At 51.8% G+C, this 24740-nt stretch carries 19 protein-coding genes, 1 other RNA gene and 1 pseudogene; 6 read left to right on the top strand and 15 right to left on the bottom strand.

The window, feature by feature from the left end; all coding sequences use genetic code 11:
* Positions 1-43: 43 nt before the first annotated feature.
* From iroC to hin, 3 genes are all read right to left on the bottom strand, one after another.
* Positions 44-3700 carry a salmochelin/enterobactin export ABC transporter IroC gene (gene iroC, locus ACLJZ5_RS12790; RefSeq protein ID WP_024797799.1) on the bottom strand — a complete coding sequence of 1219 codons (3657 nt, stop codon included), beginning with the start codon at positions 3698-3700 and terminating at the stop codon, positions 44-46.
* An 80-nt stretch (positions 3701-3780) separates the two neighbouring features.
* Positions 3781-4896 (bottom strand): salmochelin biosynthesis C-glycosyltransferase IroB, encoded by a 1116-nt coding sequence (iroB, locus tag ACLJZ5_RS12785; RefSeq protein WP_024797798.1) that lies wholly within the window; start codon positions 4894-4896, stop codon positions 3781-3783.
* Between the two features lie 961 nt (positions 4897-5857).
* Complete coding sequence (hin, locus tag ACLJZ5_RS12780) at positions 5858-6430, bottom strand: flagellar phase variation DNA invertase Hin (RefSeq protein ID WP_000190912.1); 573 nt, start codon at positions 6428-6430, stop codon at positions 5858-5860.
* A 91-nt stretch (positions 6431-6521) separates the two neighbouring features.
* On the opposite strand from hin, the gene ACLJZ5_RS12775 reads away from it, so the two are divergent.
* From ACLJZ5_RS12775 to ACLJZ5_RS12765, 3 genes and pseudogenes are all read left to right on the top strand, one after another.
* Positions 6522-8042 (top strand): FliC/FljB family flagellin, encoded by a 1521-nt coding sequence (locus ACLJZ5_RS12775; protein ID WP_000079790.1) that lies wholly within the window; start codon positions 6522-6524, stop codon positions 8040-8042.
* A 67-nt stretch (positions 8043-8109) separates the two neighbouring features.
* On the top strand, positions 8110-8649 hold the full coding sequence (fljA, locus tag ACLJZ5_RS12770) for a phase 1 flagellin gene repressor FljA (RefSeq protein ID WP_000388874.1): 540 nt from the start codon (positions 8110-8112) through the stop codon (positions 8647-8649).
* A gap of 27 nt (positions 8650-8676) precedes the next feature.
* Positions 8677-8898: pseudogene (locus tag ACLJZ5_RS12765) on the top strand (helix-turn-helix domain-containing protein); the annotation flags it as partial.
* Between the two features lie 429 nt (positions 8899-9327).
* On the opposite strand, the gene ACLJZ5_RS12760 reads toward ACLJZ5_RS12765, so the two are convergent.
* The 6 genes from ACLJZ5_RS12760 to ACLJZ5_RS12735 form a co-directional block, all read right to left on the bottom strand.
* A complete protein-coding gene (locus tag ACLJZ5_RS12760) occupies positions 9328-10209 on the bottom strand; it encodes an AbaSI family restriction endonuclease (RefSeq protein WP_021557107.1) in 882 nt (293 codons plus the stop codon).
* 413 nt (positions 10210-10622) lie between these two features.
* Positions 10623-12956 (bottom strand): primase-helicase zinc-binding domain-containing protein, encoded by a 2334-nt coding sequence (locus ACLJZ5_RS12755; RefSeq protein ID WP_024797829.1) that lies wholly within the window; start codon positions 12954-12956, stop codon positions 10623-10625.
* Between the two features lie 14 nt (positions 12957-12970).
* The gene (locus ACLJZ5_RS12750) at positions 12971-13291 is read right to left on the bottom strand and encodes a DUF5375 domain-containing protein (RefSeq protein WP_024797830.1); all 321 of its coding nucleotides are present in this window, start codon (positions 13289-13291) and stop codon (positions 12971-12973) included.
* Complete coding sequence (locus ACLJZ5_RS12745; RefSeq protein ID WP_001216597.1) at positions 13288-13515, bottom strand: hypothetical protein; 228 nt, start codon at positions 13513-13515, stop codon at positions 13288-13290. The genes ACLJZ5_RS12750 and ACLJZ5_RS12745 overlap by 4 nt, the downstream gene beginning before the upstream one ends.
* Positions 13512-14063, bottom strand: a complete 552-nt coding sequence (locus tag ACLJZ5_RS12740; RefSeq protein ID WP_031617847.1) for a host cell division inhibitor Icd-like protein — start codon at positions 14061-14063, stop codon at positions 13512-13514. Before ACLJZ5_RS12740 ends, ACLJZ5_RS12745 begins: the two co-directional genes overlap by 4 nt.
* Positions 14060-14326, bottom strand: a complete 267-nt coding sequence (locus ACLJZ5_RS12735) for a helix-turn-helix transcriptional regulator (RefSeq protein ID WP_000546674.1) — start codon at positions 14324-14326, stop codon at positions 14060-14062. The genes ACLJZ5_RS12740 and ACLJZ5_RS12735 overlap by 4 nt, the downstream gene beginning before the upstream one ends.
* 540 nt (positions 14327-14866) lie before the next feature.
* Between ACLJZ5_RS12735 and ACLJZ5_RS12730 the strand changes: the two genes are divergently transcribed.
* Genes ACLJZ5_RS12730 through ACLJZ5_RS12720 form a run of 3 tightly spaced genes read left to right on the top strand, consistent with a single transcriptional unit; the run spans position 14867 to position 16417 of the window.
* The gene (locus tag ACLJZ5_RS12730) at positions 14867-15610 is read left to right on the top strand and encodes a hypothetical protein (RefSeq protein WP_024797831.1); all 744 of its coding nucleotides are present in this window, start codon (positions 14867-14869) and stop codon (positions 15608-15610) included.
* A gap of 3 nt (positions 15611-15613) precedes the next feature.
* Entirely contained in the window at positions 15614-15835 is a 222-nt protein-coding gene (locus ACLJZ5_RS12725; RefSeq protein ID WP_024797832.1) for an ogr/Delta-like zinc finger family protein, read from the top strand.
* A gap of 15 nt (positions 15836-15850) precedes the next feature.
* Positions 15851-16417, top strand: coding sequence for a phage polarity suppression protein (locus tag ACLJZ5_RS12720; protein ID WP_024797833.1), 567 nt, complete (start codon positions 15851-15853; stop codon positions 16415-16417).
* Between the two features lie 272 nt (positions 16418-16689).
* Here ACLJZ5_RS12720 and ACLJZ5_RS12715 read toward each other — a convergent pair whose 3' ends face one another.
* The 6 genes from ACLJZ5_RS12715 to ACLJZ5_RS12690 form a co-directional block, all read right to left on the bottom strand.
* On the bottom strand, positions 16690-18132 hold the full coding sequence (locus tag ACLJZ5_RS12715) for a hypothetical protein (protein WP_024797834.1): 1443 nt from the start codon (positions 18130-18132) through the stop codon (positions 16690-16692).
* A 13-nt stretch (positions 18133-18145) separates the two neighbouring features.
* On the bottom strand, positions 18146-19342 hold the full coding sequence (locus ACLJZ5_RS12710; RefSeq protein WP_001592518.1) for an integrase domain-containing protein: 1197 nt from the start codon (positions 19340-19342) through the stop codon (positions 18146-18148).
* A 183-nt stretch (positions 19343-19525) separates the two neighbouring features.
* Positions 19526-19888: a transfer-messenger RNA gene (gene ssrA, locus ACLJZ5_RS12705) on the bottom strand.
* Positions 19889-19959: 71 nt separating this feature from the next.
* Positions 19960-21123 (bottom strand): HlyD family type I secretion periplasmic adaptor subunit, encoded by a 1164-nt coding sequence (locus ACLJZ5_RS12700; protein ID WP_072103235.1) that lies wholly within the window; start codon positions 21121-21123, stop codon positions 19960-19962.
* Positions 21124-21130: 7 nt separating this feature from the next.
* Positions 21131-23311: a type I secretion system permease/ATPase gene (locus tag ACLJZ5_RS12695; protein WP_024797836.1), complete on the bottom strand. Its 2181-nt coding sequence runs from the start codon at positions 23309-23311 to the stop codon at positions 21131-21133.
* A complete protein-coding gene (locus tag ACLJZ5_RS12690; RefSeq protein ID WP_023238312.1) occupies positions 23308-24717 on the bottom strand; it encodes a TolC family outer membrane protein in 1410 nt (469 codons plus the stop codon). The genes ACLJZ5_RS12695 and ACLJZ5_RS12690 overlap by 4 nt, the downstream gene beginning before the upstream one ends.
* Between the last annotated feature and the right edge of the window lie 23 nt (positions 24718-24740).

The following is a 24740-nucleotide window of genomic DNA, read 5'->3' as shown; positions in this document are numbered from 1 at the left end:
GCCGCTTGCGGGCTTTCTTTTGCGTAAATCGTGGCGATAAAAACTATCCTACGACCTCTCCTTGCGTATCGCGTGTCTGGCCGACGCTGGCCCGCCACAGACGAGCATACAGGCCATGAGCCGCTATCAACTGCTCATGGCTGCCATATTCAGCGATACATCCTTTATCGATTACGACAATCACATCGCAGCGGCGAGCGGTGGTCAGTCGGTGCGCGACGATAAGCGCGATGCGTTTCTCGGTATGCGTCACTCCGGTAAGCGAGGTTATTAAGCGCTCCTCGGCGCTGCGGTCGATACGCGCTGTCGCCTCGTCGAGCAGCAGAATGTGCGCCTGCGCCAGTTGGGCGCGGGCGAGGGCAATCAACTGACGCTGGCCCGCGGACAGATCCGTGCCGCCGTTATTGACCGGAGTACGAAACCCCAGCGGCAGATGTTGCACAGTTTCAAAGAGTCCCGCCTGTCGCGCCGCGATCTCCACCTCCGTGTCGCTGCTGTCTGGCCGCGAATAGCGGATATTTTCGGCAATATCGCCGCTAAATAATGCGACATCCTGAGTGACCAGCCCCGTCTGGCGACGATAATCACTAAGCGACGCGGCATCAATTAGGCGCTCACCGACACGGATTTGCCCGCTGCCAGGAGAGTAGAGCCCGGCCAGCAGCTTGATCAGCGTCGATTTGCCGGCGCCGCTACGTCCGACCACCGCGACTACCGTTCCTGGCGGAATGGTGAGCGAGAGCTTATCAAGCACAGGTTGCGTTTTTTCGGGATAGCGGAATGTCAATGCCTCCAGACGTAGCGCGCCGCCAGTGCCAGGCGTTATGGAGGACGGTTCAATATTCTCCGTTTCCTCAGTCGCCAATAGCGCATTGATATGTTTGCCGCTGGCGGTCGCCTGCTGCCAGGAATCGACAATGCCTGACAACTGCTGTACCGGGCCATAAAATTGTCCCAGTAGCAGGAAGAACGCCGCCAGTATCCCGGGCGTCATTTCGCCTCCGGCGACCCGGGTCGCCCCGATTAAAAGCACGGCGGCATAGGCGGCCTCGGTGCAGAAGGTCAGGAACGGAAAATAGACAGCAAGGTATTTTTGCGCCCGCACGCGGGTGGCGCGGAAGTTGTCTGATAACGCCCGTAGCCTGGCGGCTTCCTGCTTCTGTTGACCGTGTGACTGCACTACCCGCATACCGGAGACCTTTTCCTGAAGCGTACTGTTCACCTTACCAATTTCCAGCCGTGCCTGGGCGTAAGCAGGCGAGCTCAAACGGCGGTAAATCCACGTCGCCAGTATCACTACAGGTACGGCGCTTAATGCCGTTAACGCAAGAATGGGGTCAAGCCAGAACATTGCCGCGGCGATAGCGACCATCGTCACGATGCTGGTGGCCGCGCTGGCAAGACCGTTTTGCAGAAATCGGGCGAGTGAATCAACGTCGACGGTCATGCGAGTAAGACGCGAGTCGATGTGCTTCTCGTGCCAGGGAAGACTCAGGCGTAGCAGGTGGCTGAAGCTGCGTAAGCGTACCGTATGCTGTACCGACTCTGCCGCGCGGGCGGCGAAGATCGTTTGCAGCGCATAGCAGCACCAACCGATCGCTACCAGACACAGCGCGAGCAGAGCGCATATGCCAATAGTCGACATATCCCCTGCGGCAACGCCTGAGTCAATACCGCGCTGCAAAAGCACCAGCACGCCAACGCCTGCGGCGGAATCAAGCGCGATAAGCAGGGCGGCGATGACGAACATCCAGGCTACTGGCGTCAACAGCGATGAGACTTGACGCCCGTGGCCTGCCAGCGCCATCTGTACGGCGCGTTCTGGAACGCGCGTCATCCGGTCGACAAAACCTTTTCCGGCGGTTGTCTGGCGCTCATGCGCGTCGTCGGATTTTACCGCCTGCGTTGTTGGCCATAGCGTACGTTGTTCTGCCGGGGCAAGGGCGAGAAAATCCCCCTCGCCGCTCATCAGCGAGCGAAACGTCGGACACCTTGCATCCAGCTCCGCCTGGGTACCGATATCCACGACGCGGCCTTTATCCAGCACGACGATCCGATCGGCTAACTGCAGTGTTGAACGGCGGCGTGCAATCACCAGCAGCATATGCTCATTATCGGCATAACGACCAAGAGCCGTGTTAATTTCCGCTTCAGTACCGGCATCGACCGCCGAGGTGGTGTCATCGAGAATCAGCAGTTCCGGCGCGGTAATCAGTGCCCGGGCTAGCGCAATACGCTGGCGTTGGCCGCCGGAGAGGTTGCTTCCGCGTTCGGTCAGTCGGGTGTTGAACCCCTGCGGTAGCGCATTGATGAACCCGCTGGCGCCTGCGGCATCGGCGGCGCGTCGAATGTCGTCCTGAGTCGCTTGCGGGTGCCCATAGGCGATGTTTTCCGCCACCGTACCGGCAAACAGAAACGCGTCTTCAAACACTACGCCAGCGCGACGACGAAGCGCCGTCAGTTTCAGGTCGCGAATATTCTGTTGACCCGTAGTGGTGTTGAGCCATACTCCGCCGGAGGTGGGATCGTAAAAGCGCGCCAGCAACATCAGCAATGTTGATTTTCCGGAGCCGGAGGCGCCAACCACCGCCACGGTTTCACCGGCGTGAATGGAAAACGAGATCTCATTGAGGATACGGTTACCGTTGTCGTAGTGGAAACTCATCTTCTCCACGTCCAGCCCGATAATCTGACCCTCAACCGACTCAGTACCGTCTTCCATGCGAGAACGCGTGTCGATAAGCGCGAAGACGCGCTCTACCGACGCCTGTGTGCGCTGTGCGATAACCAAAAACGATGCCAGTACGCGGGTAGGGCCGGTCAGCATAGCGAGAAAACTCGCGAACGCAACGAAGGTTCCCAGATCGATGCGCCCATTCATTACCGACCAGCCGCCATAGCACAGCAGGACGATTTGCCCTATCACTGGTAGCGCCAGCATGGTTGCGCCCGGCATCGCCTGCGAGATAGCGGCGCCGATGCGTACCCGCACCATCTGCCGCGACTGACCATCGAGCCAACGCGTTTCGCGTAACTCCGCCACGCAGGACTTCACCACTGAGATCTGTTCCAATACTTCGCGCATATGTTCCGTCATGTGCGCCAGCCGGTCTGAGGCAAGCCCCGTTTGCGCGAAAACACGGCGACGGGCGCGCAGGGCGGTAATAGCAAGGGCGGCCAGTACGCAAATCACGATAAGCGTCATGGATGGCGACATCCATAGCATCACCGCGATACCGGCCACATAGTAAGTGAGCACCGCCAGCGGCACCGGACACATCTGTAGCAAGGTGTGTACCTGTTGAAGATCGCTGTTGGTACGCGAAATGACCTGCCCGGTACGCAAGGCGTCCTGGCCTGCGCCGTCCAGTTTCTGAATACTGTCGAACGCACGGCTACGTAACGTATGCTGAACCCACAACGAGAGTTCTCCGGCATAGCCGCGGCGCACGTAATTCCCGATAAAATCAAAAAGGGCAATTAACAGCAGGCCGCAGGCAAGTAACGGCAGGTGGGTCGTATCGCCTGCTATCGCGTCATTGACGGCCTGACGCGTTATTAGCGGCGTCAGCGCAGCCAGTAAAATGGTCGATACTGATGCTACGATGACAATGATGCTCAGTGTTTTACGTTCCCAACACACGCGGGCAAGGCGAACTATCCAGGCACGAGCGGGCATGGGGGAATGAGTCGCGGGCATTAAGCCTCCTTATCGGTGAAAGATGAGATATGGCGACACACGCTGGGTTCAGCCGCCATATTGTCATTGCGCTGCCGCGGTTAGCCGTGTTGCAGCATGGCGATCAGTTTTTTTGCCACCTCGGTCGGGCAAGGCTGGGCCGCCATTTCCGCCGCGACCTCCTGTGACGCCTCGCGAAGCGCGCGATTACCGAGGAAGGTATTGATCATGCTGCTCGTAAGCCCGCTCTTACCGGGAATAATTCCGCATCCGCGCTCGACCACGGCGCGGGCATTGACGGGTCTGTCGGCACCCTGGCCAAAGACTATCTGCGGAATGCCGGCATGCAGCGCCGTCAGGGTGTTGCCTGCGCCGCCATGGTGGATAAAACCGTCGGCGCCGTTAAGGAAAACGCCCATCGGAAGCCAGTCGACCAGACGGACATTCGGCGGCAGAGAACGTAAATCCGAGCGGGCGTTTGCCGAAAGATGCAGGATGATTTCGGCATCTACTTCGCCGGCAGAATCCATTACCCAGGAAATCAGATCCAGGCCATCCACCATCGGTTTGACGGTGCCGAGGCTGACCAGAAGACGCTTGCGATCAGGTGTACGTTCCCACCATTCTTCCCAGACGGCGCCGCCGTTATACGGGACGTATTGCATGGAGATAACCGGCTCTCCGTCATTTTGCAGTATGCTCATGCTGGGCGGTGTGACGTCTATCCACGCCAGATCTCTTGGTGGCGCGCTGACCCCATGGCGGCGGTAGGCGTCAGAAAGTGATTTCGTCACGCCTTTGATGTGCCAGGGCGTATGACCGAAGCCGACGGTTTGCATCACTACCGGAATGTCATACTTAGCGGCAATCAGTGGTCCAACGACCCCAAGAGGAGGGTAGACGATGAGATCTGGCCGCCACTGCCCGGCGAACGCGACCAGCGGGTCAGTCATCTCTTCGCTGAAGAATGAGAAGTTCCCCATTTTTGTTCCAATGTTATTTTCTTTTCGTAATGCCTCCTGACGGCGATAACCCGCTTCCGAATCGAAACCAGGCGCAGCGTCAAATACCACCAACCCAGCTTCGGCTGCTTTCTGTGCAAATTTTCCACCGCTTGCAATCAGCACTTCATGGCCATTAACACGAAACGCTTGCGCCAGGGACAGCACAGGGTATAGCAGTCCATACAGTGGTGGACCGACAAACAGAATACGCATGAGAAATCCTCTCTCTCCACGTCATACATCGAATAAGTCGCTAATGAGAATGATAATAATTACCAATATCATTTGGAAAATGCAATAACTAATACGACACTTGAGCATGTGATGATTTTTTGCGTAAAAATCGGGAAAGAGGAGAGCGTTAAGCGGTGAAGTTTGGTTTCAGGCTTATTTACGTGCGTATGGTCGCAAAGGCAAAGCGCCAGGATTGGGGAACTGGATTCGCATACCAGACGCCCGTGGATTATTAATGATAACTTCGCAAATAACCTTTCAGACAATGAGGTAAACGTACCGACAGCAAGGTAACGGGAAACGTCGGTAGTAGTATTGATAACACGTTGCCGGGCAATTTAATGGTATCCGGCGGCAGATCGTGTTCTGTGCAGACTTTCCGGCGTTAAATCCCGTATCACCTGCGAGCCTGGACTATCTCTGTGGTATCAACTCTGTAGTAATTTTGTCCCCTTCGTCTTCATTAACCAATGAAACCAGCTTTACGTTACCGTTCGAATGTTGCGAACGAACAGCTCCTTATGCGGATATCGTCACCGCTCTGCGATTTTTATAGCGCATTAGCCACACGATTTATTGGTTCTTGAAAACCAAGGTTTTTGATAACCAATGTTATGCCAGGCTTACCTGTGTCATCCAGGTTATCGACACTTGAGGCATAAACTTTACTATTTTTTCTGTCCGTAATTGCTTACATCTAACATTTTGATTAAAAAGCCTTTCCAGGTGAATACTGTGTCTGGTAGTGTTTTGAGCGATGTCGTCTATAGCTGGATGTAACATAGGCCTTATCGTGAGCGCGCTACACTATATATGTTAATGCGTTGAATTTTTTTCTCTTTTTAATTAGATGCTGTCTTTTTCGTATACCCTTTCGGTTTATTTATGCCATACGCCTGTATTACAAAAATGTTATATCCATCCTGTTGTAATTTTTATTTTAATTCATTCGTTTTTTTATGCGGCTTGCCGGAAAATATCTGTATAAGGTAGATACGCCAATACCAAAAATAATAGCTAGTTGCTGCCGAGGATGGCCTTTCTCTAATAGCCGACTAATCTGTTCCTGTTCATGTTTGTTGATCGCCCGAGGGCGCCCTCCCAGTCGTCCTTGCGCTCTGGCGGCAGCCAGTCCGGCAAGGGTTCGCTCGACAATTAATTCTCGCTCCATCTCGGCCAGTGCTGACATTACATGAAAAAAGAATCGCCCCATCGCGCTACTGGTATCAATACTATCGGTTAAAGAATGGAAGTGAGCTCCACGTTCATGTAATTCTGATATTAACGCCACCAGGTTTTTCACGCTGCGGCCCAGTCTGTCTAATTTCCAGACGACAAGAGTATCGCCTTTATTTACATACTTTAACGCCCGTTTCAGGCCGGGGCGGTTTGCAATCTTGCCACTGATACGGTCCTCAAAAATGCGGTCACAATTTGCACTAGTAAGCGCATTACGCTGTAAATCGATATTTTGGTCAATTGTTGACACCCGAATATACCCAATAGTAGCCATGATTTTCTCCTTTACATCAGATAAGGAAGAATTTTAGTCGCTTTTCTCATGGGAGATTGCTTTATCAAAAACCTTCCAAAAGGAAAATTTTATGGCACAAGTAATCAACACTAACAGTCTGTCGCTGCTGACCCAGAATAACCTGAACAAATCCCAGTCCGCACTGGGCACCGCTATCGAGCGTCTGTCTTCTGGTCTGCGTATCAACAGCGCGAAAGACGATGCGGCAGGTCAGGCGATTGCTAACCGTTTCACCGCGAACATCAAAGGTCTGACTCAGGCTTCCCGTAACGCTAACGACGGTATCTCCATTGCGCAGACCACTGAAGGCGCGCTGAACGAAATCAACAACAACCTGCAGCGTGTGCGTGAACTGGCGGTTCAGTCTGCTAACAGCACCAACTCCCAGTCTGACCTCGACTCCATCCAGGCTGAAATCACCCAGCGCCTGAACGAAATCGACCGTGTATCCGGCCAGACTCAGTTCAACGGCGTGAAAGTCCTGGCGCAGGACAACACCCTGACCATCCAGGTTGGCGCCAACGACGGTGAAACTATCGATATCGATCTGAAGCAGATCAACTCTCAGACCCTGGGTCTGGATTCACTGAACGTGCAGAAAGCGTATGATGTGAAAGATACAGCAGTAACAACGAAAGCTTATGCCGATAATGGTACTACACTGGATGCCTCAGGCCTTGATGATGCGGCCATCAAAGCGGCCATTGGTGGTACGACTGGTACGGCTGCTGTAACGGGTGGTACAGTTAAATTTGACGCAGATAATAATAAGTACTTTGTTACTATTGGTGGCTTTACTGGTGCTGATGCCGCCAAAAATGGCGATTATGAAGTTAACGTTGCTACTGACGGTAAAGTTACACTTGCTACGGGTGCAACTAAAACCACAATGCCTGCTGGTGCGGCAACTAAAACAGAAGTACAGGAGTTAAAAGATACACCAGCAGTTGTTTCAGCAGATGCTAAGAATGCCTTAATCGCTGGCGGCGTTGACACTGCCGATGCTAATGCCGCGACATTGGTCAAAATGTCTTATACCGATAAAAATGGTAAGACAATTGAAGGCGGTTATGCGCTTAAAGCTGGCGATAAGTATTACGCTGCAGATTACGATGAAGCGACAGGAGCAATTAAAGCTAAAACCACAAGTTATACTGCTGCTGACGGCACTACCAAAACAGCGGCTAACCAACTGGGTGGCGTAGATGGTAAAACCGAAGTCGTTACTATCGACGGTAAAACCTACAATGCCAGCAAAGCCGCTGGTCATGATTTCAAAGCACAACCAGAGCTGGCTGAAGCAGCCGCTAAAACCACCGAAAACCCGCTGCAGAAAATTGATGCCGCGCTGGCGCAGGTGGATGCGCTGCGCTCTGACCTGGGTGCGGTACAGAACCGTTTCAACTCCGCTATCACCAACCTGGGCAATACCGTAAACAACCTGTCTGAAGCGCGTAGCCGTATCGAAGATTCCGACTATGCGACCGAAGTCTCCAACATGTCTCGCGCGCAGATTCTGCAGCAGGCCGGTACTTCCGTTCTGGCGCAGGCTAACCAGGTCCCGCAGAACGTGCTGTCTCTGTTACGTTAATTTATTTCGTTTTATTCAGCCCCGTGAATCCGGGGCTTTTTCATTCAGCATAGATGAATATATCTTTATGGAATGTATAGCTGTAAATGATATTTCCTACGGGCGAGAGGCTGAAATATGGCCGCGGGATTATTCTATGCTTGCTCGTCGAGTTCAATTTCTACGTTTTAATGATATCCCTGTTCGATTGGTGAGTAATAATGCCCGGATAATCACAGGCTACATTGCGAAGTTTAATCCGAGGGAAAATTTGATTCTGGCTTCGGATAAACCTAAAGGAAATAAGCGCATTGAAGTTAAATTAGAGTCACTGGCAATTCTTGAAGAATTATCAGGTAATGACGCTTTTAATCTTTCGCTGGTGCCGGCTGACGAATTTAATCTTCAGCAATATACTCCATCAAGAAGAGATTATTTCTCGATTTGCAATAAGTGCTATAAACAGGGGGTCGGTATCAAAATCTATATGAAGTATGGACAGGTTTTGACTGGCAAAACGACAGGTGTAAATGCGTGTCAGGTTGGTGTGAGGACATCCAATGGCAATCATATGCAAGTTATGTTTGACTGGGTGAGCAGGATCACGTCTTCGGATTATGCTGAATAACGCATACGGTAATAAAAAATTCCGTGAGAAAATATTGCTCCTGGAGGAACAGAGACCATTCGACAGCGCATAGATAGTTTCGCCGCTGCTCGTGCCACTACGGCCAGGACGCTTAAAGCAGCTGACAGAAAAGAATTGATCATTAAGCTTCGCAAAGAAGGTCTGCTGAATCTTCGCAAATCTATGGATACCGTAGCCCAACATCCTGGCGTCTCACGGGCAACTGCTTATCTTTATGCTCGACAGTCTGACTGCGAGCTTTGCCCCAGCCAGCCAGGACTCTCAGTGAGTGTTCTATTTTCTTTGACTCTCGTATTCCAATTCTTTCGGGAGTTATTGGTGAGACTTTTGGCGTTTTGCCCTGTCACCCATCGCGCAGCCGCTTTACCCACCGCGTCATTTGACTCCAGTGTCCGTAAGGTTCTCTGCAATCCTCACCAGGCGGCAATGGACGTAAAAAAGCCCGCAGAGCTTGTGCTATACGGGCTTAGTAGACTTTACTGAACTTCAGTACATCAATATTTGGTGGGCTGGCGGAGTCTGAATAAATTTCCCAACCTATTAAAATTAAGAGATTTTTTCGTATTCAACTTTCAGTTGTGTACCTAAGCGTGTACCAATTTTCTCACAGTAGCAGCGTTGTATCTCGTATAAACAGGGAACTAAATATGCTGTTAATCATGGGGCAGCATCATTAGGAGGGTATACATTGACCGATGTGCTTACACGATGAAACTCTAGTATGTTGCCAGTATGGTGACCAGGGATAGCTTCAAACACCCCAAGAAATCGGTACAGTGTCCTGTTCAACTCATCACGAGAATGTGCCATAACAATTCGTTTATCCCAGCGTTCTGTGTATCCCTCATCATCTTTTATATTCCGCTCTATGATTTTGTTACCATCATCAGTCAATTCATTTCCCCAATCTGAATTTCCATATAGTTTTGGAAACCAAACCATGCATTTTCCTGATAGACCCATTGCTTCACTTATGTGAGAAGGAATGCTCCAACCGCCAGACTGATGATGTCCTTTGTTGTAACCGAAACAGTTCAAAGCATCCCGGTGGTATCTGAAGACGGCATCTGGACCTACAGATATCCTTCCTGCCTTAAGATGAGGACGAGCTGTATATTTATTATCATAATCCCATTCTTTGAATTTTTTATCTTTAATCATTCTATTTTTACGATTGCGTATCAACTCAATAAATTCATTGATATAACGATCGAAAATTTCAAGACTTATTTCGCTGGCGGGAATTCTTTTCTCTAAAAATCCTGTGACTTCAGTAATATCCATACGACGTTTCGCATCATCTATTTGTGATTGCTCACTGTTGTGATGCCCTTCATCAATTTCAAGATAAAGTTCCAGTTGTGGGAAAAATAAATCTGCCAAATAGATTTTCCCATTTTCTTTTCTGACACATTGCTGGCAGACAAATTCAATATCGGGATCATTTAAAAGATGATAAATGCGAGTTACTGCATAATGTTCCCATCGTTTTTTTGAGGTTTTCGTAAGTGAACGCAGGATGTAATCAGTTTTATCCATTTATATGTCTTCCTTCTTAGTTCTTCATGTAATGTGACTTTTCTTATGAAGATAGTGTTACCTATCGCCATAAGATGCGTAAGTATTTTTTTAATCTAACTGTTTATACTGTTAACTTCGATGATTTTCTATTTTATATCATGTGGTTAAGCGGTGGTGAGTTGGTGAGGAGTGAAAAGTCGACTCTTCCCCTTTGTGATTTTTGCTCGTTCTGGATCTGCCCGGTCAGGCGATGTGGTGGGGGGATAAAAAGTTTTTTTAGGTTTTACTGTTCACACTGTTCACCTTTGGTTTTTTATTAATAATTTCATGGTGATACAGGGTGAATATACGGTGAAGGGTGAACAGTGGATTGTTCACCTTGTGGCAATGGCCAGAAAGGAAAAGACCGGCTGTTGCCGGTCTGAGTGAGGTTATGTTGCTGCGGGTTCGTCGCACTTCGGCAGCCAGTCGCCGTAGCTTTCCTCTTTCAGCGACAGATTGGTTTGTATCCCCTGCTTGGTATGCCGCTTCTCATAATTCAGGCCGAACTCTTTCAGCATCATGGGCAGTCCCAGCCCGAACATTTTCAGGCTGAGCACGTTCCTGTATCCGTTAGCCTCCATATAGGCCAGATACGCGTGATAGAGATATTTACGATAATTACGCGGGATGATGCTGGCATTCCCCATAAACATCCCGTTGGTCTGCGGGAGCATTTCCAGATAGCCGCAAAAATCAAACGTCGGGTCAGCATCGCGCTTGATGTTGAGCGCCTCGTCGGAATTCTGCTGTGACTGGAGCAGTGCGCGGGCTGCCATCGGGTCGCTGAACTTCTGCATGAGCTGGCGCACAATCACGGCCAGCTCGCGCGCAATTTTATCCCTGAGCTGCGGGTCGCGTTCCTCCGGCGCAATTTGCTCCGGGAAGTGAATAATCACCCGGCGACGTGACACACCACCGCTGCGGTCGGTGAAGCGCATGGGGTTATTGTTCACGGCCAGAATCACCGCCGGAATATGGGTGGAGTACGCATCCTTGTATTTCGGGTCAACGGAGACCGCATCACCGCCGGTGATGGCCTTGAGTCCTGCCCCGTCACCGCTCCATTTCTCCTGGTCAGGCAGACGGATAAGCGAGAAGCCAATCAGGGAGGCACGCTTGCGCGGGTCTTCCAGTGTGTCGATATCGGCTGACGTGGCGTTATCCTCCCCGGCGAGCAGGGTCGCGATTTCAGCCAGAATACTTTTGCCACTCCCGCCGGGACCGGTCACTTCGAGAAAGAGCTGCCAGTCGTAACGGTTCGCCAGCACCATAAACAGCGCGGCCAGAATCACGTCGCGTTTTTGTGGATTTTTGCCGGCTGCACGGTCGAGCCAGCGCCAGAAATCCGGCGCGTGCGTCTCCAGCGTTTCCCCCTCCACCGGCGGGGTGAAATCCACATCGCATAAGGTGCGCAGCCAGTGCGATTTGTGGTGCGGGCTGAATACGCCGCTTTGAGTATCGAGTACCCCGTTGCGAAAGCCAATCAGACGGCGCGCCGGTGTATCCTGCTGCGGAATAATCAATTTCAGGGTCTCCACCACCGAGGCAATTTTCCCCGACGAGAACGGGGCGCGTAAGCGCTGGAATAAATCAGCCACATTCCGTGAAAAAGTGGCGGCAGGGATATTTTTCCAGATGCCGTTTTCATAGCGGGACAGGAGCTGGCCGTTCGCATCCACCGCCAGCGCTTCGCCGTAGTGCTCATGCACCCGCAAAGCCTTGTCGCTGGCGCTCATGGCGGTAAATTCCGCCTCGCTCATGGTGTCGAATGGGCTTTGCGCCGGTGGCCGGATGGCGTCATAAATGGCTTTCCGCGTGGCCTCCTCGCCGTACTGTATAAACGCATCATTCCAGTCACCGAACACCGGCGGCAGGGCAACAATGCCCTCACAGGCATCTGCGGCCGCAGCGGCTTTACTCTGGCCGTCGCCGTTAAGGTCACGGTCGGCAGCGAGCACAATCTGACAGGCCGGATATTTCTGACGGGCAAGGCTCGCCAGAGAAAAGAGGTTCACGGAGGACAGCGCCACCATGACGGTTTCCCCGGTCAGGTGATGCACGGTGAGTGCGGTCGCATAACCCTCTGCAATCCACAGGCGTTTTCCGGCCTGTTTTTTCCCTTCGATGATATGACATGCCCCTTTGACCTGACCGCCTTTCAGGGTGCGTTTGAGACCGTCAGCATTGATAAGCTGAAGGTTAACCAGTGCGCCGGTATCGTCATGCAGCGGCACCACCACATCCCCGGCGCGGAACGTCACGCCGCCGGTTTTATGCATGACGGTGAGCGTCAGACATTCCAGAACGGGGAAACCCTTGCGGGTGAGGTAGGCATTGCCAGTGGTCGTGTAGGTTTTCTCCATCAGTTTTACGGAAAGCTCTGCCGCCGCTTTCCGGTCGGCCTCCGTTCCGGCTTCTGCGGCTGCAATCATCTCCGGGGCAACCGGTGACAGATTGCCGGTCACGGCGTTCACCTTCCCGGCGGCCTCAGAGGCTGATACACCGAACACCTTCTCGACCAGTTTCAGTCCGTCACCCGCGCCGCACTGGTTACAGAACCACGTGCCGCGCCCCTCTTTATCGTCAAAGCGAAAGCGGTCAGAGCCACCGCACACCGGGCAGGACTGATGGCGGTTTTTAATCACCTTCACACCCAGCGCAGGGAGAATGCGCGGCCAGTGGCCGCACGCCTGTTTTACCGTTTCTGTTACGTTCATTTTCATGGTTATTTTCTCCCTCAGTGCAGTACCGGCGACGTGATATGACGGGCGCAAAGCTCATCCATCACGGCCAGCCCGAGAAAGGACAGCGACGGCGCGGCTTTGAGTGGTCCGGCTTCCATTAAATCTTCCAGCAGGGCACAGGCAATCTGGCGGCCTTTTTCCTCGCCGTACTGGCGCAGATAAAACCCTTCGAGCTCGGCGGCAATGGCGCTTTCCAGCGCGTCTAGGGTGAGGTGCGGGTAGCGGTGCTGGCGTTCGCACAGGGTCAGCCATGCACAGGCCACTGCGCGACGATACAGCGCGGCGCGTAATACGGGCGGTAATGGCTTTTTCATACGTTACCCTCCCCGGTAAGCCACTGCTGATTGCAGCGTTCGACCACGCCGTCGAGCTGGGCGGTCATGAGGTAAATCACGGAGGTGAGCTGTAAGTGCTGCGCCGGGTCACGACGAACGGTGGCGCAGTCCTGCACCTGCATCAGGTCGCCGACGAGCTGGCCGACATTGCGCATGTGCTCCAGACATTCGAGGTCACGGGCGGTAATGGTAGTGTGTCTCATGCGCGCACCTCCGCAACCGGCAGACGGCCAGCAAACGAGAGGACGTAATCGCGAACAAGAGAAAGGCGTGCGGCGTGCTCATCACCGGCAACGGTGCGAAGCATACAAATACGGGGTTTACGGTCTGCGCGACGAACAGCGGCAAATACAAAGACAAACTGCGGGTGTGACGGGGTGAGGGTCGTAGCCATAGTGGCAACCTCCATTGAGTAGCGGTTATTGCCACCACCGGAGTTCCTACGCTCATGGGTGGTGACCCGAACGGGGGTAGGAATACCGGCCTCAATGAATACCGGCCAGCCCGAAGGCTGCCCCGCCCGGATCACCATTACCTGACAGGGGCTAAGGTGTAAACACCACAGCCCGAAAAATGGGTGTGCCTGAGCAACGACGTAAAAAAAGACGCATGGCGCGTCCGGTGTCGCCATTGAGTAACTCGGGTTCCTACGCCCGGCTGCCGATTTTGCGACAGCGGGAAAACTATACCTGGAAACGGCGAAAAGAAGCAAGCCAGAAAAAGGGGCTGTTTGCTGAACGGTCATCATCATGCGTCATAGCCCCGGTTACGTTCGGCAATGCGATCCGCCATCCATGCAGTGATTTCAGACTGCGCCCACGCCACATTTTTTCCGCCGAGGGAGATTTGTTTCGGGAAGGCTTCCCGGCTGATGAGATCATAAATGGTCGAGCGGGACAGGCCGCACAGATGCATCACTTCGGGCAGACGGATAAAGCGCTCGTGAACGGTATCAGAAACCGGCATCAGCGGGGCGGCAGGGGCAGAAGACGGGGAAGAAAAAGCGATGTGCATCGGGCTACCTCACAAAGTCCATACAGTGCCGGTCGTGTCCGTCCGGCTTCGGGTAGCTCTCTATTTTGTGAATATTTTCCCTCAGGGCAACAAGTCATTTTGTACTGCTCCACCACACAACAGAGCGTTTTTTATACAGTGGCAAACGTTGGCCGTTTTTTGGCAAACGTTGGCAAACCGGTGGCCCATTGCTGATTACTTTTGTTTATATATTTATTATTTTTAATCACTAAAAAGTCTAAGTGGCTGACTGGCTGAACAAACTGAAGGGTGAACAGTGGTGAACAGACGGTGAACAGTCAGACCTTCAACTGTTCACCCTTTAACTTACTGTATTACTTATCTTTTTATTTAAGGTGAACAGTGGTGAATAGTTATAAGTAAAAAAACAAACGGTGAGTAAGGTTTTCCTGCGACCTTTCCCTGGCCAGCCTGATTTTAAGGTCTGTTTGTGCCAGCACTCTGACAACGGCAATGAATCGTGTTGTTGTGCAGGAGGCGTCAGAATCATTTCAGGTTGAACACACGGAGAGCCTGAACATGAAACCCGAACTCATTATCAAAGCCATGCAGACCGTTATCAGTAAACAGGATGAAGGCGCGGAACAACGTATTGCCGGTGCGCTGGCCGCACTTAACGAAGCAAAAGACGCACACACGGCCAGCATGGGTAAACTCAGCGACATTGAGGCTTCCATTCAGCGTTGTGAGCAGGAACGACAGACCGCGCTCAGTGAAAGTGCACAGGCCGAACAGGACTGGCGCAGCCGCTTTCGAACTCTGCGCGGCAACCTCACTCCCGAACTGAAAGCTGAACACAGTAAACGTATCGCCAGCCGCGAACTGGCTGATGAGTTTACCGGTCTGATTACCGAGCTGGAGAAAGACAAAAACCTCGCCATGCTTGGCGCATGCTCCTCCGGTACGGCTTACATCAGCGCCCATGAAAAAGCGTTCACTACCTACGCCAACAGCGAGTGGAAGAAGGCGCTGACCGGTATCAGCCCCGCACTGTTACGTGTCTTTCTGTTGCGTATACGGTCGCTGGAAATGAGCGGAGAAACCTCGCCGCGTGCGACCGTGACCCGCGAGCTGGGTGATGCCCTGAATCTGCAGTCAGCCCTGTATCATTTTGATATGGAGCAGGAGCCGGTTCTGTCCGTAACGGGCATGAATCGCCCGGTCATAACCGGGGTTGATATGGCGCTGTTAAGAAGCCCGGCCAGACGGATGAAGCTTGCCGCTGAACTGGCCGCAAAAGACCACGAACAGGCAGAGGGCTGAATCATGTTTCACTGCCCGTTCTGCAAAAAGACCGCGCACGTCCGTACCAGCCGGTATCTGTCGGAAAACGTCAAACAGCGTTATCACCAGTGTACCAATATCGAATGCTCGGCCACTTTCCGCACCATCGAGTCGGTTGACGGTGTGATACGTGCCGCACCGGAGAAACCCGACCCCGCGCCGCGTAAAGTACAGGGCTGCTACAGTTCGCCGTTCCGGCATTAATCAGGAGAGAGACACGTGACCACTGTGACAATACAGCAGGCCTTTGAGGCCTGTCAGACGAACAAAAATACCTGGCTGAAACGTAAAGCCGAACTTGCAGACCTTGAACGGGAATACCGTGAACAGCTCCTTGCCGGTGACGAACAAATCCCGCGCAGAATGCAGGATTTGCGCGACAATATCGATGTGAAAAAATGGGAAATTAATCAGGCCGCCGGTCGCTATATCCGCTCACATGAGGAGGTGCAGCACATCAGCATCCGCAACCGTCTCCATGACTTTATGCAGCAGCACGGCGCGGAGCTGGCCGCCACGCTGGCACCTGAGCTGATGGGGTATAACGAACAAATTCCCGCAGTAAAACAGAGCGCCATGCAGCACTCGGTTGATTATCTGCGTGAAGCCCTGTCGGTGTGGCTGGCCGCAGGTGAAAAAATTAATTATTCCGCGCAGGACAGCGATATTTTAACGGCCATCGGATTCAGGCCTGATGCGGCCTCGCGGGATGATAATCGCCAGAAATTCACCCCGGCACAGAACCTGATTTACACCCGCCGACGTGCAGAACTGGCCGCACGGTAGCACGCAAAAAAATCCGCAAAATTCCGCTATTTTTTCCGAAAAAAGCCATGCATCCATAAGGTGCATGGTTTTGCATGCAAATCCCCGTATTTTATTTTCCCCACCGCGGCAGTACCGGCGCGGCCTGAGCCGGTTCATGCACCTGCATTAAAAGCGACCTCTTAAGCGGGCAGGCGTGGCGGGGAGAGCATTGCGCGCAAACATATGTAGATATATTAATCTGGTAGAAAATAACAAAGGCTCAGCTAAGTGATAGTTGAGCCTTTGTTAATCTAGATACGAATGCTCGCAGAGTCTTTTTGTTGTGCATCAATATGAATAATCTTTGAGGCTCTTAAACCTTCATTTTCTGCTGCAATTCTAGCCTGCTGGACCTTTTGGTATTTTTCTCCTAAATGACCGATATCAACTATTACGAAAAATGCTCGATCTGTATCATCACCATTTCTATAAATTTCTAATTGCTTTTCATATCCGTGCAGTAATTTACCATTGGATGATAACTTAACTTCAACTAAAACTTTCTGCTCGAATCCTTGCGAGACTTTGAAGTCAACAGGTCCATTACCAGAGTCAGCCTCAGGGCTAATGTCTAAGTTATTGGCTTTGCAATATGAATAAGCTACTGCAAAAAGTAAACGTTGAGCCGCTTTTTCTTTTCTTGGTTTTTTATCATCTGCCCACATTTCCTTCCATAGACCTTTGTTTTCAATTAGATCTTTGAATTGGGTTAATATCTCATCAACCAAATTTTCTACCTCATCTAAGGTTAGTTTTTTATTAAACTTAGAAAGATTGAAAGGGTATTTTTTATCTATTGAAGATACAAGTCTTGACCAAAATAATTCACCATTCTTATCAGCTTTAAAATCGTAAGGCTCTTTTTCTACTTCTTTTATTAATTCTAGGAGGTCTTCAAAATATTCTTTTTTCTCTAAAGCTCGTCGCTTGGCTTCAGCTTTTTCTTTTTGGGTCATTGATGCGAGCAGTTTACCAATGTTGGTATTAATTCTGTCACGTAGGTCCGTGTTTTCTTTCATTGTACTGACTGCACCGCTCCAGTCAGTGGATATAGGCAAATCACGGACAACATCTTTAGGAACTAATATTAATGGTTTATCTGTTAATGGATTATGAGGGGCAATGTACTTTTTCCCTTTAAAAGAAAATTCTTTTGTCGGGATTTGAAGGGTTTGATTAACTCTTTCTGAGAATTTCACTAAGGACTCAAATATTATATTTGTAGTCATGTCACTAATTCTATCAGCCCCAATACCTTCTTCAAATAACGACATGACCATAAATAAGTCAGGATCATCAATATCCATGTTGATAATTTGATAGGCAGTATTCATTGTTGTGTTCACAAGGTGTGGCCCGAATCCTGAGCCTTTGGCTGATGAGCCATAACCCAAACATGTCCATCCTATTTCGGAAAATGAAAATAACTTTTTGGCTGCCTTCCAAGCAACATCATTATCATTCTGAACCTTAGATGCTTTAAGTAATTTAATGATATTTGTGAAAGTATCTATGTATTTCTTATCAGCATCCACTTTCATTTCAGGATGCTTACTTTCAGGGAGGAGCATAGGGTCAATGAAAAGCAACGTATCTGACTCTAATAAAACATCAACAACATCAAGTTGATCAAGAATTGATGGCGAAATGTTAAAGTGTGATGAAACGGTATCAATATTTTTTACTGTGCTCATGTGCAGTCCTTTATCATCTATTAGTAATCATAACAAAATTACCCCACCAGTCCATTAGCTCAACTCTTTGTTTCAAATAAATGGACCGATTGTACGCTTTCCTAACCTCATTCTTATCTGTGTGTGCCAGCGCAGACTCAATCACATCAGAATTAAAATTAGATTCGTTGAGAGCTGTACTGGCTATTGAACGTAAACCATGTGCAACTAATTTTCCACCATAACCTATACGTTTTAAAGCAGCATTAGCAGTCTGACTATTCATCGGCCGCTTTGGATCATTTCTACTAGGGAAAATATGTTCACGATGAGCGCTGATTGGCTTCATTACTTCCAAAATATCTAAAGCCTGAGGTGACAAAGGGACAATGTGTTCACGCTTAGCCTTCATTCGTTCGGCGGGAATCGTCCAGAGTTTGGCATCGAGATCGATCTCGACCCACCGAGCACCAGAAGCCTCAGAAGGGCGCACTAGGGTCAGGAGCTGCCACTCAATAAGACATCGAGTCGAAACAGACAGATTCGACATGACCAGAGAACGCATCAGCTTAGGTAATTCTTCTGGTCGTAGCGTGGGCATGTTCTGCTTTTTGGGTTTCTCAAATGCCATTCCAACACCTGATGCCGGGTTAGTATCGATCAGGCCGGTGTTGACTGCGTAAATCATTATTTCGTTAATGCGCTGGACCAGGCGACGAACAGTCTCTAATGCGCCGCGTGCTTTGATTGGTTCCAATGCTTCAACTATCGTTCTGGCCTTAATCTCCTGAACAGGTATCGCGCCTATTGCTGGAAATACGTCTTTATCTAGAGAACGCCAAATATCCTTCGCGTAGTCCTCTGTGACGCTTTTGCTCTTCATTTTGAACCAGTTGGAGGCCACAGTTGAGAAAATGCTATCCAGCTCAATCTGACGTTGCTCTGATGCTTGCTCTTGTTGCTGTTGCGGATCCATCCCCTGCGCGAGCGTAGCCAAATATTGGTCGCGTATCTGACGAGCTGCTGCGAGTGTAAGGGCAGGGTATGAGCCGAGACTCAGGTTAGTTCGGCTATTACTTACTGGACGTTGGTATCGGAAGCGCCAGAGCTTTTTACCAGATGTTTTCACGAGTAAGAACAGGCCGTCCCCATCATGCAGAGTGAAATCTTTTTCTCGGGGTTTAGCTTTAAGGATCTCGTTGTTAGTGAGGGGGCGTGTGATGCGCGCCATGTCTGGATTCCTTCCATAATTGGTACACGTTTAATGGACCACAGTATAGCGTGTACCTAAACGTGTACCAATTTTCTCTGGATTTAGCCGGATGTTCTCGGACAATGACAGACACAAAAAAGCCCGCAGAGCTTGTGCTGTGCGGGCTTTCTGTACTTCACCGGACATATCCGGATCATCATTTGGTGGAGCTGGCGGGAGTTGAACCCGCGTCCGAAATTCCTACATCCTCGGTACTACATGCTTAGTCTGTCTTTACATTCGCCTGGCACCTGCGGACGGACACGCCACTACCAGACTAGCCTGATTAGTTTTAACGCTTCAACCCCAGGCAGGGCATCCGCGCGATCTCTTTTGGGTTTGACCTCTCTTGATCCCCGTCCTAAGAGCGGAGGCTAGGGAGAGAGGGCTCTAAGCAGGTTATTAAGCTGCTAAAGCGTAGTTTTCGTCGTTTGCGACTATTTTTTTGCGGCTTTTTACGAGGCCAACCGCCCCTCGGCATGCACCTTGGGTTTCGCAAATCCCGTCGAATCCAGAATCAGCCCCAATGTGTAAGGTAAGTATAACAGACTTGTGACACGCGTGACCAGCCCCCGTATCTTCTTATCTTCAACGATTTACCGCTCGCGCAGCGCTTCTTTCGCGCGATTAAACGGTTTGATTAAATAGTCGACAATGGTTTTTTCACCGGTTTTGATATCCACCGTGGCGATCATGCCTGGAACAATCGAAAAACGGCGTCCTGATTTATTTTGTAGATAGTCTTGGTGGGTGCGGATAAATACGCGATAGTAGAAAATTTCCGGTTTCACTTTATCCTGAATGGTGTCCGGTGAAATGGTCTCCACCACGCCGTCAAGCCCGCCGTAAATGGCGTAATCGTAAGCAGTAATTTTAACCAATGCGCGTTGGCCGGGATGAATAAAGGCGATATCACGCGGCGAAAGGCGGGTTTCAATCAGCAGACGATCGTCTACCGGCACTATCTCCATCATCTCGCCGTTAGGCGGGATCACGCCGCCAATCGTCGTGACCTGGATATTTTTAACAATGCCGCGTACCGGCGAACGCACGGTGAGGCGGGTGACGGAATCCTCGCGTCCTTTTAAAATGGCGGAGAGCATATCGACCTCAGCGTTCGCTTTCGATAACGCTTCGCGTGCCTGCACATAATATTGTGAGCGCAGATCGGTAATTTTTAAGCCTAAATCGCTTTTTTGTCGTTGCAGGCGTAGCACTTCAACATGACTGGCCGCGCCGCTTTTCTCCAGCCGCTGGGTAATGGTCAGCTCTTTATTAACCGACGCCAGCGCATCCCGTAGCTCGGCTTCGGTATCGGCCAGCTGCGCGCGGCGGCTTTTATAGAGACGCGTCTCTGCGGCAATCAGATCCGGCCAGCCGTTCAGCTCAGCGGGGAAGGCGAGAGGTAAGTCGCTGACTTCGGCGGTTAACCGTGCGCTGGAGGCGAGTGAAGCGCGATATTTTGCCGCACTTTCACCCACATTGGACGCCAGACGCGTCGGATCAAGCCGGGCGACAATCTGGTTAGCCTGAACTCTGTCGCCTTCCCGCACCGTCAACTGCGCCAGAATGCCGCCATCCAGCGACTGCAGAACCTGTTCGCGTGAACTGGGGATCACTTTCCCGTTGCCGGTGGAAACCTCATCCAGTCGGCCAAACCACGCCCAGATGCCGAGAATGAGAAATAACAGTGAGCTGATCAGAACAATACGACCCGCGCCGGAAAACGCCCGTTCACGCTGAATATCGGGATCGTCCATCGCGGCATCATGCTGATTGATTTTCATTTTTCCACTCCCGACGGTGACTTTGCATCCGATCCGCGTTAAGCGCCTGCGCTTTTGGCGCATCCATCACCAGTTGTCCTTCTTTCAGGACAACGACACGCTCAACCAGCTCCAGTATTGGTACCCGGTGCGTCGCGACGACCAGGGTTCGATTGCCAAGCCACTGATGTAACCGCTGAATAAACTCTCGTTCCGTATGCTCGTCCAGCGAGGCGCTGGGTTCGTCAAGTAGCACAATATTGGGGGAGCGCAGCAGCATTCTCGCCAGCAACAGGGACTGACGCTGCCCACCGGACAGGCCGTTACCACCCTCCATAATGGGATGATCCAACCCTTTTGCCAGCCGCCTGACGAAGACGGCGCCGCCGCTGACTTCGAGCGCGTCAAAAATCTGTTCATCGTTGGCGTGCGGCGCGCCGAGCGTCAGGTTCTCTCGTAGGGTGCCGAAGAAAAGCCGCGCGTTCTGGCTAAGAAAGCCGATGTTGCGGCGTAAATCCGCCATATCGATGTGCGACAAGCTGAGATTATCAAGCCGGGCATCTCCCTGAATCATCTCCAGGCCGCCCGCCATCGCCTGTAAAAGTGTGGATTTACCCGCACCGTTACGCCCCAGTATCGCAATCCGCTCGCCTGGCATGATCTCCAGACGCACGAGGCGCAGCGGTATGCGTTGATCGTCGTTATGGTAACGAAACTGAGCGTTTTCAAAGAGGTAATGCCCGTGGAGGATGTCGCGGTGTATCAGGCTATCGTCATGCTGTGTCTCGGTGGGCAGTTGCATAATGTTGTCGAGACCCATCTTCGCCGCTTTCACCTGCTGCCAGCGCGCCAGCACGCCGCACAGGTTAGCCATTGGCGCGATCATCCGCGAGCCGAGCATCGACGCGGCGACCACGGCGCCGGTAGTCATACTGCCTTCAATAACCATCGGCGCGCCGAACATAATCACTGCGGCATACACCAGACTTTGTACCGACATCCCCCAACTGATAAGCCCTTGCGTGAGTTTGCGGGTGCGTAGACCCGACTCGCCGGTAATACGGATATAGCTATTCCACTGCTGAAGAAAGCGGTTCTCCGCCTGCATCAGTTTAATATCTTCCAGCCCCTGAACGCTTTCGACCAAGACTGCATTGCGTAGCGTCGCTTCGTGGGCGGCCTGGTTGGCGAGGACAGCCAGTTTTTTTTGCAGTGCGACGCCCGGCAGGATCATCAGCAGAGCCGCCACGGGCGCTATCCATGCCAGCGGTGGGGCAATAATCGCCAGGACTATCATAAACAGGAAAAAGAAAGGCAGATCGACAATGGTCGCCAGCGTTGAAGAGGTAATCATCTCGCGGATCTGCTCCAGTTCGCGTAACTGCGAGATAAAACTGCCGGTGGAACGGGGAATAGCGCTGTTGCGCAGCCTTAACGCATGACCGAATACCCGATCGGAAATGCGCATATCGGCGCGTTTACCGAGCACGTCCATAATGTGCGTACGCGCTTCGCGCAGCAGAAAACCGAACAGCACCGCTACCAGCACGCCGAAGGAGAGCACGTACAGGGTAGGATATGACTGAGCGGGGATCACCCGATCGTAAACCTGCATAGAGAACACAATCCCGGCCAGCGACAGCACGTTAATCAGAAAGGCGGCGACCATTACCGGTAAATAAGGGCGAATATCCTGCAGAACCAGCTCGCGCATCCAGTCGGGTTTAAAGCGGGAGATATAGCGATCGACGCGGCTATCCTTGAGTGCCGATAGCGGGCGTAGCGCGGCAACATAGAGGATCTCCGGCAATAACTCGCTGAGCGTCAGGCGGTTACGCTGACCCTCTTCTTCAATCACAAAAACGTCTGCCGCATCTTCGCCATTAACATGCTCGATGACCAATAACTGCCCGTCCCGGAGCTCGACAACTAACGGCAATCGCCACTGACTAAATGCCGTTTTGTCTATGTCCGGCGCATGAAAGGATAAACCCGCCTGCCGCGCGAGCTGCGTTAAGGCGGTCGTTCTGCTTTTACCCCTAAGCCACGGGGCGTTGGCCTGAATTGAACCGGGAGAACAGGCAACGCGATAATGACCGGCGACATAGCTGATGGCCTGCGCCCATTGGCTTAGCGCACGCTCACTGAGTACCTCTTCTACATCGGGGGCGGCGCGGGTCATGGCTGGATCTCCACGGATTGAATGCTGCGATGATTTAACGCGAACGCCTGACGAAGCGCGCCGGTGTTATACAGACAGTTCAGTTGCAACTGATGCAACTGGCTTTCCGTTTGCAGTTCGGCAAAACGCGCCTGGTAAACTTCCTGCTCCGCATTAAGTACGTCGAGCAGCGGTCGGGAACCGAGGTCAAGGTATTGTTGCTGATACAGTTCGCGCGTGCGTTCGCTAAGCTGCTGTTGCCGACGAAGGATTTGTAACGCGCTGGCAAGACTCATTGCCTGGCTGCGCGCCTCCATCAGTTTCTGGCGGACATCAAGCCGGGTGCGCTGAATGGTCGACTGAGCCGCGTCTACCGCATGGCTGGCGGCGTTGCGTCGGGCAGTCAGCCCTCCGCCCTGATAAAGCGGCATCTCAACTTTTACCCAGGTGGAATACTGGGTTTTATCCAGCACTTCATGACTGGGATATTTATCATTAAGATAATGTTGTACAGAAGGTTCGAGCGAAATCGTCGGCGTCATTTGCGCGCTGGCATAGTCCAGATTCGCCCGCGCAACGTTGGCCTGCGCCCAGGCGGCCAGTACCGCGGGCACCAGTCGATCGTCGGGAGTCGCCGTCTCACAGCTGCGAGCAAGTTTCGCCGGGAAGTCATTATTGATGCCGTTAAGCGAATTCCAGCCCAGCCAGCTCATCAGTGAGGCTTTCGCACTATCGAGATTGGCCTGATACTGCGCCAGTTGCGAGCGGGCGGATTCGATTCTGGCTTCGGTTTGCACTACGTCAGAGAGCGACGTAGCGCCTTCATCGCTGCGCTGCCGGATAAGTTTACCGATGCTGTCCAGCGCGACGAGCTGTTCTTCCGCCGCGTCTACCATTTGCTGCCAGCTCTGCGTTTGTACAATAGCGTTGGCGGTTTCGTGCGCGACGGTATCAATACTGAGCAACACATTGGCCTGTTGCTGCGCTGCGCCTGCGGTTTCGGCGCGAACCTGGCTTGCCACTTTGCCGAAGTCATAAAGCATTTGCGATACCGACAGCACCAGCGAGGGGCTATACCCGTGATCGGTGTAGGTATTGCTGTACCCATTGTTCACGCCAGCGCTGACTTGCGGATAATATTTCGATTTGGCGACCTCTATTTGTTCATTCTGTGCGAGCAGTTTGCCGACGGCTTCGCGAATAGAAGGATGCCAGTTAACGGCGCGATTGACCGCGTCATTGAGCGTCAGGTTGCCCGGCGCGGCGGCGCTGAGCGGCAACTCAGCGGCGGAGCCATCCAGCGAAGGAAGCATCTGGTCCGTTGCTAATCCTTCGGATGTAATCATTGGCGGCGCTTCTGCGCCCCGGGGCTGGTGATGAAACAAAGCAAATGCCAGTACGATGGCGACAGGCGCGACTCTTCCCATAGTTTATCCCTTTTAAATATCAC

Origin of the sequence: Salmonella sp. 5800 (assembly GCF_046558195.1) — a bacterium.
In the GTDB taxonomy this organism is placed as follows: Bacteria; Pseudomonadota; Gammaproteobacteria; order Enterobacterales; family Enterobacteriaceae; genus Salmonella; species Salmonella enterica.
The sequence above is the reverse complement of the archived record's forward strand: the minus strand, read 5'-3'. Positions and strand labels throughout refer to the sequence as shown.